Raw genomic sequence first — 13,332 nt, forward strand, 5'->3', positions numbered from 1 at the left:
ATTAATCCCGCTTAGCATACTGTTTAGACATTTCATTTACATGAAAATCATTTTTGTCAAATTCGAATATAATTTTCTTAAATGTAGGATCTATTTTAGCTTCTACATTTAAAAGTATTGGATAATTTTTCTTACCATGACCAAAAATATTTAATTTAAATACAGGAATATTACTTTCTTCAATAAAACTATTGATTGCCAGCTTAACTTGCTCTTCATTTCCAATAAATTCTCCTAATACAATAGCTTTAGCATTTTTAAGTATATTAGATTGTAAAAGATGAGTAAATGCTCGATCAAGTGAATATCCTTTTACATTTGTTTCTTCTAAAAAAACGATTTTATTTTCAGCTTTAATTTCCCATGGTGTTCCTATACTACTAAGTATCATTTCTAAATTTCCGCCTATCGTTAATCCTTTTATTAAACTAGATTTTTTGGCTAAAGTATTTTCATTTTTGATGTTGTCATAGGTAATTTCTCCTTTATTAGTATTAATTATTTTATCAAGCAATATGAAATTTTTTTTATCTTTATTCCCTTCTAAAATATCACCTAATGTTGCTCCATGTATCGTAATCCAATTCCATTTTTGGATAAAAAATATATGAAGAAATGTAACATCGCTATACCCAATAAAAATCTTGTTGATTCCATTTTTTTCTAGTTTTGCTAAATACTGAAATAGTCTTGAAGATCCATAACCACCTCGAGTTGCCCAAATAATTTTATTATCATTATTAATTGCCTCTTTTAGCTCATTAAATCTTTCTAAGTCGCTCCTTGCGAGATATGGTGTGTCAGAAGATGAAAAACTAAAATTCTTGTTGAAGTATAAAAAATTAATTTTTTTTAGTTCTAGTAGTTTTTCTGTTTCTAAAGGTGAAGAAGGAGAAACAGCGTTTACTTTAATTTTTTTAAAATTTTCAAAAATATTTTCAGTAAATTTTACATTTAATTCTTTCAAAAAATTATTGGTGGATGAATTCTCATTATTATAATTTGCAAAAATTTTGATTTGGATAAAAATTGATAAATAAATTAATGTTTTATTAAATTTGCTCATTCTATTCCTCAGTTAAAATAATTATAGACAAAATTTTATTGCAAAAAAAGGAATAGGTTCATAAAATTTTAGTACACTTTATTTTTAAGCACATTTTTTTAGGAGTTATATTGGGGTAACAAAATGATAATATATTTCTTAATTTTTTCTTTATTTTCTTTCTTCATTTTTCTGTATATTATGAAGTATAAAAAAACAGTATCAGAGTATTCAAATAAATTTAGTAAGTTATTAGAAGAAAGTCTTGAACTGCAAGATGATTTAAATTCATTGAAAGATAAAAATGTTGAATTAAGTAATAAATTGATAAAACAAGAAAATATTATATTAGAGTATAAATTAAGAATAAATTCTTTAGATTCTGAAAATAATTTCTTCAAAAAAGAATTAAATAATCAGAAAGATTACTTTGAAAATATGAAATCAAATTTTAAACATGAGTTTGAAAATTTAGCAAATTCAATTTTAGAGCAAAAGACAAAATCTCTAAATGAAGTTACAGAAAAAAATTTTTATAATTTACTTCACCCATTTAAGGAAAAATTAATTAATTTTGAAAGAAGTATTGAACAAAAATATTTAAATGACATAAATGAAAGAAATTCCTTAAAATATGAAATAGAAAGTTTAGTCAAACTAAATCAACAAATGTCTGATGAAACAAAGTCTCTAACTCAGGCGTTAAAAGGAGATGCAAAATTTCAAGGTGATTGGGGGGAATTTATTTTAGAAAAGACTTTAGAAATCTCAGGATTAAGAAAAGAGTTTGAATATACAACCCAAAGTTCTTATAAAGATTCCGAAGGGGATATGTATAGACCAGATGTCATTATTCATTTGCCAGAAAATAAACACATCATTATTGATGCTAAAGTATCTCTAACGGCTTATGAGAAATATCGAACATCTTGTGATGAAGTTGAAAGAAAAAAAGCAATTGAAGAGCATATTTTTTCAATTAAAAAACATATAATAATTTTATCTGAAAAGCCGTATACAGAATTAAGAGATCTAAAAACACCGGAGTTTGTTTTCTTATTTATTCCTATAGAAAATGCTTATTCATTAGCTATGCATTTTCAAAAAGATCTTTCTGAATTTGCTTGGTCTAAAAAAATTGCACTTGTTACTGCAACAACTTTACTGACAAGTTTGAAAACTGTGGCTTCAATTTGGAAATTAGAAAATCAAAATAAAAATGCATTAGAAATTGCTAGAGAAGGAGGAAAACTTTATGATAAATTTGTTGGGTTTATGGATGATTTTGAAAAAATAGGAAAAACTTTTGAACAGGGTCAAAAGCAATATAGTGATGCATTTAATAAGCTTAAACTTGGTAGTGGGAATATATTTAAAAGAATAGAGAATTTAAAGGAGCTTGGAGCAACCCCCCAAAAACAAATAAAGCAAGAATTTATTGAATAATTTTATGCTGGTTTTAAAACAATTACTTTAGCTCTTCTTTTGACAACCCAACTTGATTTTTCTTTACTAAATACTGAAATAGCTGGCACTGTTTCAGAAATAACCAATGATTTAATTTTATCATTTTCATCAAAAATACCAGCTTTTTGAGATAGTTTTATGATACTTTGAAATTCTTCTGCCGAACAATGTTCAGTTACATCTGCAGTTTGTAGTTCAGGGGCATATGCCTTCCAAAGACTATCTTCAATTTTGAAATTATATTTTTCTAATTTAAAATTTATTTGTGAAATTTGACTATTTACTATTTGAATATTTTTTTGCAATTTTATTGTGTGAGTTTCAGCATCTTTTAAATTCATTTTTTCATCAATAATATTAAATAAAATTGTTTGAATTTGTTTAGATAAAAGATTATTGATTAAAAAATTGCGCATAAATTCTGCGATTTCAATAGTGCCTGAATTTTCAATTGTTTCAAGATTTATACTAGTGAAGTTAGATTTTGCTTGAATGAGATCTTGAGATGCATTTTGAATGAAAAAAGTTGCTCTATCAAAAGAATCCATAATTTTTTCATGTAATGCTTCTTGTTTTGCAGGAAGATTTTCCATAATTTTTAAACGTTCAGTAATGACTTGAATATTATTTTGTTGAAAACTAAGACATTCAGCTAATTGATCTGAAAGAGTTTTTATTGATTCCATATTTCTTTGATTCATCAAAATTAATTCTTGGTTTTCAGCACGCAGTGAATTTACTACTTTCTGACTTTCAAACCCAAACAATCTTTTAAAAAATGAGGACTTTTCAGTGTGCTGAAAGTTTTTTGCTGAGGGAATAGGCTTTATAGCTGATTTTTGCATGGGTTTCATGTTCATTGAGACCTCCTCTTATCGCATGCTGAGGTATTTTATACTTTATTAAAGTCGTCAGTCAAAAAAAGCTGAGTAATAATCTTTATAAACATGAAATTTATGGAAAAATTATAAAACATTTAAAAATTAATTAGAATGAGTCAACTTACAATGTAGCAATACACTCTATTTCAACCATTACATCTAATGGCAATTTTGCAACTTGTACTGTAGATCTAGCTGGTGCATGGCCCTTAAAAAGTCTTTCATAAACTCCATTCATTTTTTGAAAATCATCCATACTTTTTAAAAAAACTGTAGTTTTTATTACTTTTTCTAAAGCAGATCCTGCATGAGTTAATATTGCTTCCATATTTTTAATTACTTGCTCTGTTTGTTGCTCAATTGTTGTCGCTTCTACTTTCATAGAAGTAGGGTTTAATGGGATAGAGCCTGAACAGTAAACCATATTACCTAATACAATTGCTTGTGAATATGGACCTATAGCTTTTGGTGCATTTTCAGTTGCGATAATTTTCATGGTGAATTTCCTTAACTCATTATGTAAAACTTAAAAACCAATGTTATTTTAATCAATATTTTTTAGCGAGCTATCCCTAAGTATTTTTAACTTAACAAATGGAATTTTTTATTTCCTTTGTTAAGTCATATAAGAAAAAAACAAATAAGTAAAGTTTTGATACTACCTAGATAGTTGAGCTTTTTGAATAATTGAACTTGTACTTCTGCCAGGTAAAAGAGAAATATGTTCAACACTTCCACCCCATTCAAGAACTTCTTTAGCTCCAATTGTATTTTCTAAATTATAATCAGCTCCTTTAACTAATACATCAGGTTTTAATGTTTTTATTAATTCTAGTGGATTATCATCTTCAAATATTACAATATAATCAATACACGCAAGTGAAGCTAAAATTGCAGCGCGATCAGCAGCATTCTGAACTGGTCTGGAAGGACCTTTTAATCTTGATACACTGTTGTCAGAATTTAATCCAACCACTAAAAGATCGCCTCGCGCTCTTGCTTTTTGAAGATAATCAACATGGCCTGCATGCAAAATATCAAAACAACCATTAGTAAACACAGTTTTTTTGTGTTGTTGTTTTAATTCAGAAATTAAAAGGGATAGAGAATGAATTGGCATTAGTTTTTCAGGATGAATAGCTTCATTTCTTGTTTTTATTGCATCAAGAAACTCAGCCAAAGTAATTGTTGCAGTTCCTGATTTTCCACAAGCTATTCCAGCGGCTATATTTCCTAGCTCAGTTGCTCTAGATAATGGCAGCTGAGCAGCTAAGCTCATTGCTAAAAATGAGATTAAGGTGTCTCCTGCTCCTGAAACATCAGCTACTTGTAAAGCATGTGTTGCAATATTAAGTGTTCCATTAATATGTTTTCCTTTTGTCATGACACCATTTTCTGAAAGACTCATGACAAGATTTTCACAACCACTAGCTTCTAAATAGCAGTCTGCAATGGTTTCTATTTCATGCTTAAATGAATTTGATATAAAGCCAGGTTTTAGTATTTTTAATACTGAACGGCCTTCATTTAAATTTGGTTTAATAACCGTTGAACCATGATATCTAAAAACATCCTCACTTTTTGGATCTGTTACTACTGGAACGTGATATTGTTTACTTAACTGTATCAAAGAAGATATTAAAGTTTTTGTTAAAAAACCTTTACCATAATCGGAAATGATTAAACATCGATTTCCGCCTTGGAGTAAAAATTTCTCATAAAGTTTAACAACTCTTTCTTCATCATTTTTTGCTAATTCGACAAATTTTTCTTTATCAATACGAACAATTTGTTGGGAGCCAGAAGTCAATAAACTGCCTGAAACAACTCTTATTTTAGCTATAGTTGGAGCATCTTTTGAAATAATAATTGAATTGGTATCAATATTATAATCTTCTAGAATGCCTTTTAGAATATGGGCTTCAGCGTCGTTCCCAACTCTTCCACACAAGAAAGCCGCTCCACCAACGCTAGCAATGTTAGCTGCAACATTTCCAGCTCCTCCTGGTACAAAACGTCTTCCTGTCTCTAAAACGACAGGAACAGGAGCTTCGGGAGAGATTCTTGATACTTTTCCTTCAATATAAGTATCTAGGATAATGTCGCCAGCAATAAAAATTCTTGTATTTTTGAGTGCTAGAGCGTCTTCAGGAGTTGAATGTTGATCATAACTGGCCATAGTAATGCGTTCCCCATCTATTAGGAGTCATTTTCTCATCTTTTCATTGAACTATCAGTTTGGTTCTTGAAACTCAAGGACTATATAAAATTTGTCAATTGGAAGATTTTCAATGTTTTCAGAAGCATATTGATGTTTTTGATAATTATTCAACCAAGTTGTTATCTCTGAAATTTTTAAATCATTTATTTCTTTCATAAAAGCTTTTTCAACTAATTTATCAATATATTGAGATTGGCCAGAAAGCGGTTGGAAGTCATTGATGACGATATTAATTATTTCATTTTTTTCACGTTGAAACTGGAAATACACTTTATATTGTTTAGGAAAAATATTTTTCCCTAACAGACTTCTAGGTAATTTTAGACTTTCTATGGGATTACTCTGAAGAATTTGTTCAGTTATTTGTTTTTCAGAGATTTCTTTGTTGTTAGGTATTTGATTAGTATCTAATTTATTTTGGATTTTAGGGTATGCTGTAGATTTTAACTCCAGAGGCGAGATTGATTTCTTCGGGGCAGAAATTTTTTTAAAGTTCTGAATTGTTTGCTTTTCCGGTGCGCTTGCAGAAAAATTTATATCAACTGGTTTTGTTGGAATTTTAGAAATAATCTGCAAATGTACTATTTTGTTTTGATTTCTATTGTTCATATTTTCATTTTTGATAATTGGAGGAATTAAAAAATAAAAAACAAAAAAATGAATAAAAATAGAGCAAAATAAAATTAATAAGAATTTCGTATTATTTTCTCCAGTCTTTTTTTTCATCTTAATTAGATCCATGATATTATTAAATAATAAAATAAACAGCTTAAAAAGCTTTTGGCGAATACCCGAATGTAAACTTATGGGGAAACCAATGTCAAAACAAGTTAAGGTCATTATATTATCGCTGCTCGGCGTAGTTAGCACTTGTACAGCTATTATAATTATATTTACACAAAATGAAAATTTAGAATTAAATAAATCTTTGCCAGAATTAGGAACTGCCGTAGCTTCACAAGACACTAAATCTTTTCCAGTTCCTGACAACATAACATCTAACTTAAAGTATAATTCTTGGTACGTTATTAAATTGGGTAATATACCAATAGGTATAGCTAGTATAGGAGTAGAAAATCAGACTTCCGGCTATCCATCTAACTACACAATTCAATTTGTAAGTAGAATAGGAGCATCTCCCTTATTGTCCGTTTTAAAAGGAGACTTAAATTTCGAAGACAATAAAAGTTATAAATTGCAACAATCAATTATGTCACAAACTGAAAATGGTTCTTTCAGGGAATTACAAAACGTTTGGCGGCAAGATGCAAAAGACAATGCATTAAATTTAATTAAAGACTCAGGAGCAAGTTTATTAGGAATTATACCAGCAAATATTACAAAAGGGAAAGCAAAATTACCTCTAGATGATGGAACCGCACTCTTTTATTATGTCTCAAAAGAAAAAAATACGGCCAATAGCAAAGTTTTTGTCCCATTTCTAGGACAATTTTTTTCACAACAGGATATTGATGCTAAATATGATGAAGATGGGTTTTTAAATTCAGCCATTTTGCCTCTTGAAGGAGGAGCTGAGTTAGCTTTTTCAAGAGTGACAAAAAGTAAATATAATGATTATACAAAAAATGTAGCTGATACTTTAATTGATTTTGGTTGGTTTTCATCTTTTAACTCATTGAAAAATGAGTTTGAGATATTAAAAAAATCTTTAAATAATTGTTCAGAAAGAACATCTGTATTAAAGAATAAAATGTTGCATTTTTTACCGCAGAGCTCTTATCTATCATATAGAAGAATAGTAAATATGTCGCATTTTTGTTTAAATTTAAATAGAGAAATTACTCAGAAAGAAAATGAAACAAATTTAGTTAAATTAAATATTATTGCAAATTCTATAAAAAATTTATTAAAAGAAAATTCGCAAGAATTGCCCTATTTTTTGGCTTATTCTCCAGATACAAGTTTGTTTTATAATGATACTATATCTTATTTATGGCCAAGAATTACTTCTCTTATAACGCAAACGGCACTAAATGAATTAGAAAATAATTTTGACTTAGATAAAAACAGAAAATCATTAGTTGGAATTCAATTAAATATTGCTAATTTACAACCAAGAGCTGTTGTGCGAGCTCAGATAAAATTAATAGATGCTTCTCTTAATTTTAAAGTTGAAACAGCTAAAATTGCTAATATGAGTGGAACAAGTTTAACTGAAATACCAGCTTCTTTTAATTCTCAATTTTCAGTTATTTATTTAAATGGACAATCATTTGCCAAAAAAATGGACATTAATATTGATAGTATATGTAAATTAAATAGTGGGAAAGTTGGAATTGATTTAGGAGATGCCCCTCAATTTGCAATAAATGCTGATACTGTCAGAGGTGTATGGGATGTTCAAACGAGGGTAGAAGTAGCAAGGCAATTTGCTATAAAATCAACTATCTCAAAAAGCTGTAATGAGGTTTATTTTAGGGTTCCTTTGAGTATAGAAAAAGCGGTAAATAAGGAAATAGAGCAATTTAAGAAAGAAACATTAGGTTCAGAAAATGAATTGCTACTGTCAAATAATGTCCAAAAAAAATTATGGATATTGCCTGGAAAATATAGATTGACAGTAACATCTCTTGTAACAGGAGCAGTTATTTCAGCCCAAGAATTTTCTGTAGCTAGCGGCTATAATACAAATGTAACAGCAAAAATAAATTAGTTTAAATTAAGACTATATAAGTACTTCCTTCCCTTTACATAGTTAATATTTTTAATATATTATATAATAAAATTGACATGTATTAGAGGAAAAACATGTGAAAAAAATAAGTTTTACTTATCAAAAGAGAATGATTATTTTCTTAATTTTATTTAATATACTTTCTTTTTATGCTTGTGGTAGAAAAAATTCTTCGGGTGTTAGTGATAAATCACCTATCTATTCTTTCCCTAATGGTGGAACAGATAGTGATATTAGTGCAACAAATAGTTTTTATTTTGATCCAGTTGTTTATGGAAAAAATGAAGAAGATAATATTACTGATAAATTTGAAGATTTAGTTACAGTATCAAGTACATGGTACAATGCACAAAAATTATTGAATTATAGTATTTCTGGTGGACACATTGTAACTCTAGATAGTAATAGGAATATTCCAAATGCAAAAATTTTCTATCTTGCATATACTTTAAATCAAAATGAAAGAAAAAGTAGACCTATCACTTTTGTGTTAAATGGAGGACCTGGCAAAACCCAGTTTCTCTCTGCAATAGGTGCATTTGCCCCCAAAATAGTAAATAATTTAAAAAATGCATTAACAAATAATGAACATTCAATTTTTGAACAAACCGATATGGTTTTTATCAGTCCTGTTGGAACAGGCTATTCAGCTGCTATTTCTCCATTTGTGAATAAAGATTTCTGGGGAGTTGATTTTGATGCAAAAAATACTATGGAGTTTATTACTCGTTATTTGCAAAAAAATTTAAGAGAAGAATCACCAATTTATTTAATGGGTGACACATATGGTTCTGTAAGATCTATTCTATCTGCTCAGTATTTATTTAAAAATATGATTAAAGTTAAAGGAATAATAATGCTTTCTCCTTTAATAAATTATAGTAAATGGCTAGATCCTATTGGTGTTTTTCCAACTTTAGCTGCAAATGCATGGTATCATCAAAAAGTTTCAATAGAATTGGGAAATAAATCAATTAATGATTTTTTAGATGAAGTAATGAATTTTACAAAAAATAAATACTATCCATTTTTTAATTCATGGAGAGATAATTATTCTGAATTTAGAAATTTACTTTACAAGAATTCAGATAAAGAAACTGCTGAATTAATAGCAAAAATTATTCCGTCATCTTTATCGTATTCAGAAATAATTTTAATTCTCCAAAATGGAAATATATATCAAAAAAAACTAGCTGAAAATTTACGAAATTTAATACAACTATTACAACCTATGGACTGGAGTTTAGCAAATGAAGCTAGTAAATTTACAAATGCAATTCCTCAAGTGTTTAGAGATTTAAGTGAATTAAAATTTAATACAGAGCCTTTTTTTGACTTGCTTAATTTTCATCTAACAACGCTTTTAGGAAATCAAAATAATAATATAAGTGCTTATGATGGAAGAAAGATTGGAAATTATAAAAGTATTTATTTAGAAGATATATTTCATGTTGATAATGACTCCGATTTTTTATTTATTCAGGATGATTTTTTAGATTTATGGAATCAGCTTCTTAATAAAGAATTAAAATTCTATAGTGCAAGTGAATTTATAGCAAGTAATGAAAAAGCTGAGAAAATTTGGAATTATCACCATGTAAATAAATTAAATACTTTTAATAATTCTATTTTTGAAATGAACTTTTTTGATGATTTTCTTAAGTTATTAAATTTAAATTCTGAAATAAAAATATTTCTAGCAAACGGTATTTATGATTCAGTTACCCCATTTTATCAAAATGTAATTGAGTTAAAAAAATATTTTTCTGATGCTATAGTAAATAAAAATATTAAATTATTGAATTATAATTCAGGGCATTTTATTTACTTAGACCCTATTTCAAGGGATTTACTGCAAAATGACATTAAATCTTTTTATAATTAATTAGAATCTTTTTATTATATAATTAAATTATTTGTTAACTGTTTTGGCATTTAATATTTTTAATTATTGAATAACTTTTTTTAAAAAATACTATCCAAATAAAATTGAATTGTGTTAAGTTGAATGAATTTGAGACAAAACATTTTAAAAAGGCGATTTTATCTAAGATACAATTTTTTTTGAGTTAATTTTAAGCAGGAGATACCTCCCATGGGTTCAAGTGATGTTTATAGGCTAAATTTGGATAAGTTTTCTTCCTTTTTCAAATTTGCTGTTATTATTGTCGGAATACTCGTTATTTTTGCAATTGTACCAAATTCATTTGCTATTTCTATTGTTGGAGCAGCTTTTAGTTTTTTCTGGTTCATTGCAAGAACTAAAAACGATAAATATTTCGATAAGATAAAAAATCCAAATAACTTTAGAAATTTAATGATTGTTTGGACAATAGTAGTTACTATAGCGGCATGTTTTCATGCCTATCTTAGGCACGTATCTCCCGGAAATGACTTATCTTGGTTTGTGCAAGCAATTACAAATGCTTCAATTGGGGAAAATTTAAGAGTAACTTCCGAGAGAGAAATAAATCTTTTAGTTCAACACTGGGAACCTATCTTATATAGTGTAATACCTTTAACCTTTTTATTTAATGGATCAATATCTATTGTACTATGGCAGGGATTAGCATATATTGGAGGGGCAATAGCTGCTTGGAAAATTTCTAATTTTTTGTTTAAAGATGCTGCATTAAAATCATTAAAATATCTTACAACTATTCTATATTTACTTGCATGGTTGAATGTTAATCCACTCATGTTTGATGCACATCCTCCAGTTTTTGGAACACTTCTAATAGTACCTTGGATATTTTATTTTATTCTAACTAAGAGAAGTTCTTATTTAATAATATTGCTTTCATTAATTTTAATGCAGTGTGGAGAAATATTTTTAGCAATTTCTCCTGTTTTTATTATTTACTGCATTCTTAGAAATAAAATTACAAAATTTAAAATAATATTTTCAGTTTTAATTTTCTGTTCTGGATTTCTGTTGATTGGAGCTTATCAAAGATATTTTGGTCCATGGATTACTGGTGATCCTTTCCCTTTCGCATATCGTTATTCTTCTATTGGTGGAGATGGAATAGGGATATTAAAAACTTTTTTAAGTGATCCTTTTCTTGTCTTGTCACAATTATTCACTATTGGAAAAATAAAGACAGTATTAAAAATATTTCTTTATTGTGGTCCATTTGCTTTTTTTGCAGTACTTTCAAGAAAATATAGAGTAATTGCTATCTGTTTAGCTCCTGCTTGTCTGCCATATTTAATTCAAGGCGGTCTCTCGCAAGGTATGGAAACTAGCTTTCATTATGTTTCATCAATAGGTTCAATTTGGTGGCTTCTTACCGTTATTGGTATTTACTATGTTGTTTTTGAAACAAAAGAAAATAGTAAATTAATATTTATTAAAAAATTAGTTTTTAATAAACAAAAAATTATACCTTTTTTTATGATTTTATTTTTCCTAAATACTTCGGAATGGAGAAAAAGCTTGCTTTATCCATTTAGAGCAATAGTTGATAGAGATAATCTTAAATCAGAAGTTCGCACTTATTTAACCAGTATTCCAAGAGACAAAGGTGTCGTATTTGCTGGGCCTGAGTGGCTTTGTCCACTATCTGCTGATTATAGAAAATGGCTTCTTTGTAAAGGATACGGATTTCCTAATAGAATTCTTCCAAAAATGCCTTTGGATGTCATTGTTTCAAGCAAAGAAGGATTATTAGATATATATAATAATTTAGATTCTCAATTAAAAAACGGAAATTCAGGTAGAGTAATCCATGCTTTAATTCAGAATAATCCAGAAAGTGTAGGATGGAGAAAAGTTGGAGCTTATGCTCAAAATGCAGAACCAATAACAAGTAAATTAAAAGATATTAGAGAATTTACTATTTGGGAGAAAATTGATTCCTTACATTAATAGTAAAAGTTTTTGCATAAATCTATTGAGAATATTCTAAAGTTGATTAAACCCTATTACAATATATTTAAAATTTAAAAAAGGCGATTAGAGTTGAGAAAAAAATTTGGAGGAACTAAATAAATCACTTAGAGAGTGATTTGCTCAATTTTTTGAGCTTTGCCACAAAGAAACATATAGGGGACATAAATGACTTTTGTTTCAATTGTAGTTCCATGCTATAATGAGGAACTAGTTATCAGACATACCCATCAAAAAATATTAGAAACTATGCTTAAATTAGAACATGAAAGAAAGGTTTCATTTGAAATTGTTTATGTTAATGACGGAAGTTCTGATAGTACTTTAACAATGTTACAAAATATTTATCAAGAGGCCTTAAAGTCCTTGAATAATCATAATAAAGTAGTAATTATCTCTCTTGCTAAAAATTTTGGGCATCAAGTAGCACTTACAGCGGGTCTAAACTACGCAAAGGGGAATGCTGTTATCTCAATAGATGCAGACTTGCAGGATCCTCCTGAAGTTATGGAAAAAATGTTAGACTACTGGGAGAAGGGTTTTGATGTTGTTTATGGAGTTAGATCATCCAGAGAAGGTGAAACTTGGTTCAAACTGTTTACTGCAAAATTATTTTATATTTTGCTAAAAAAAATAACTAACTGTGATATTCCTTTAAATTCTGGTGATTTTCGTCTTTTAAGTAGAAGAGCTGTTGATGTCTTTAATTCATTGCAAGAGAGGAACCGTTTTATACGGGGTTTAATTCCTTGGATTGGATTAAAACAAACACCTATTTATTATGAGAGACACCCAAGATTTGCTGGTACTACTAAATATCCATTACGAAAAATGATTAAGTTAGCGTTTGATGGATTTATAGGGTTTAGTCATTTTCCAATAAAATTTTCTTTTTACTTGGGATCAATAACTGCTCTATTTTCCTTTTTGTATGGAATTTACATTTTATTTTATTCATTTTTTAATGAATATGCTATCCGTGGATGGAAAAGTATAATGGTTACAATTCTATTTATAGGAGGAGTGCAATTGATTTCTATAGGTATATTAGGTGAATATATTGCCAGAATATACGATGAAGTAAAGAAAAGACCCCTTTTTATTATAGATGACAAAAATAGTAGATTTTAG

General features: G+C 28.2%; 10 protein-coding genes. 5 read left to right on the plus strand and 5 right to left on the minus strand.

Annotated elements, in window-relative coordinates; genetic code table 11:
• Nucleotide 1: 1 nt before the first annotated feature.
• Nucleotides 2–1,066: an LD-carboxypeptidase gene (locus GOY08_RS00945; protein ID WP_158996691.1), complete on the minus strand. Its 1,065-nt coding sequence runs from the start codon at nucleotides 1,064–1,066 to the stop codon at nucleotides 2–4.
• Between the two features lie 123 nt (nucleotides 1,067–1,189).
• Between GOY08_RS00945 and GOY08_RS00950 the strand changes: the two genes are divergently transcribed.
• A complete protein-coding gene (locus GOY08_RS00950; protein WP_158996692.1) occupies nucleotides 1,190–2,491 on the plus strand; it encodes a DNA recombination protein RmuC in 1,302 nt (433 codons plus the stop codon).
• Between the two features lie 2 nt (nucleotides 2,492–2,493).
• Here the strand turns inward: GOY08_RS00950 and GOY08_RS00955 are convergent, their stop codons facing one another.
• The 4 genes from GOY08_RS00955 to GOY08_RS00970 all read right to left on the minus strand — a co-directional run bounded on the left by GOY08_RS00955 (nucleotide 2,494) and on the right by GOY08_RS00970 (nucleotide 6,340).
• Nucleotides 2,494–3,372 carry a hypothetical protein gene (locus tag GOY08_RS00955; protein WP_158996693.1) on the minus strand — a complete coding sequence of 293 codons (879 nt, stop codon included), beginning with the start codon at nucleotides 3,370–3,372 and terminating at the stop codon, nucleotides 2,494–2,496.
• Nucleotides 3,373–3,514: 142 nt separating this feature from the next.
• Nucleotides 3,515–3,889 carry a RidA family protein gene (locus GOY08_RS00960; protein WP_158996694.1) on the minus strand — a complete coding sequence of 125 codons (375 nt, stop codon included), beginning with the start codon at nucleotides 3,887–3,889 and terminating at the stop codon, nucleotides 3,515–3,517.
• Nucleotides 3,890–4,051: 162 nt separating this feature from the next.
• Entirely contained in the window at nucleotides 4,052–5,572 is a 1,521-nt protein-coding gene (gene rfaE2, locus GOY08_RS00965; protein ID WP_158996695.1) for a D-glycero-beta-D-manno-heptose 1-phosphate adenylyltransferase, read from the minus strand.
• Between the two features lie 54 nt (nucleotides 5,573–5,626).
• Nucleotides 5,627–6,340 carry a hypothetical protein gene (locus GOY08_RS00970; RefSeq protein WP_158996696.1) on the minus strand — a complete coding sequence of 238 codons (714 nt, stop codon included), beginning with the start codon at nucleotides 6,338–6,340 and terminating at the stop codon, nucleotides 5,627–5,629.
• 91 nt (nucleotides 6,341–6,431) lie between these two features.
• Here GOY08_RS00970 and GOY08_RS00975 point away from each other — a divergent pair, with 91 nt between their 5' ends.
• The 4 genes from GOY08_RS00975 (at nucleotide 6,432) to GOY08_RS00990 (ending at nucleotide 13,332) form a co-directional block, all read left to right on the plus strand.
• Nucleotides 6,432–8,288: a hypothetical protein gene (locus GOY08_RS00975; protein ID WP_158996697.1), complete on the plus strand. Its 1,857-nt coding sequence runs from the start codon at nucleotides 6,432–6,434 to the stop codon at nucleotides 8,286–8,288.
• 97 nt (nucleotides 8,289–8,385) lie between these two features.
• On the plus strand, nucleotides 8,386–10,194 hold the full coding sequence (locus GOY08_RS00980) for a S10 family serine carboxypeptidase-like protein (protein ID WP_158996698.1): 1,809 nt from the start codon (nucleotides 8,386–8,388) through the stop codon (nucleotides 10,192–10,194).
• 210 nt (nucleotides 10,195–10,404) lie between these two features.
• The gene (locus GOY08_RS00985) at nucleotides 10,405–12,180 is read left to right on the plus strand and encodes a glycosyltransferase family protein (protein ID WP_158996699.1); all 1,776 of its coding nucleotides are present in this window, start codon (nucleotides 10,405–10,407) and stop codon (nucleotides 12,178–12,180) included.
• A 189-nt stretch (nucleotides 12,181–12,369) separates the two neighbouring features.
• A complete protein-coding gene (locus tag GOY08_RS00990) occupies nucleotides 12,370–13,332 on the plus strand; it encodes a glycosyltransferase family 2 protein (protein WP_158996700.1) in 963 nt (320 codons plus the stop codon).

This window comes from Pigmentibacter ruber (assembly GCF_009792895.1).
Taxonomy (GTDB): Bacteria; Bdellovibrionota_B; Oligoflexia; order Silvanigrellales; family Silvanigrellaceae; genus Silvanigrella; species Silvanigrella rubra.

Coding starts and splice junctions, on each gene's coding strand:
- GOY08_RS00950 (WP_158996692.1), top strand. CDS start 1,190: ATGATAATATATTTCTTAATTTTTTCTTTATTTTCTTTCTTCATTTTT.
- GOY08_RS00985 (WP_158996699.1), top strand. CDS start 10,405: ATGGGTTCAAGTGATGTTTATAGGCTAAATTTGGATAAGTTTTCTTCC.
- GOY08_RS00960 (WP_158996694.1), bottom strand. CDS start 3,889: ATGAAAATTATCGCAACTGAAAATGCACCAAAAGCTATAGGTCCATAT.
- GOY08_RS00945 (WP_158996691.1), bottom strand. CDS start 1,066: ATGAGCAAATTTAATAAAACATTAATTTATTTATCAATTTTTATCCAA.
- rfaE2 (WP_158996695.1), bottom strand. CDS start 5,572: ATGGCCAGTTATGATCAACATTCAACTCCTGAAGACGCTCTAGCACTC.
- GOY08_RS00975 (WP_158996697.1), top strand. CDS start 6,432: ATGTCAAAACAAGTTAAGGTCATTATATTATCGCTGCTCGGCGTAGTT.
- GOY08_RS00955 (WP_158996693.1), bottom strand. CDS start 3,372: ATGAACATGAAACCCATGCAAAAATCAGCTATAAAGCCTATTCCCTCA.
- GOY08_RS00970 (WP_158996696.1), bottom strand. CDS start 6,340: ATGAAAAAAAAGACTGGAGAAAATAATACGAAATTCTTATTAATTTTA.
- GOY08_RS00990 (WP_158996700.1), top strand. CDS start 12,370: ATGACTTTTGTTTCAATTGTAGTTCCATGCTATAATGAGGAACTAGTT.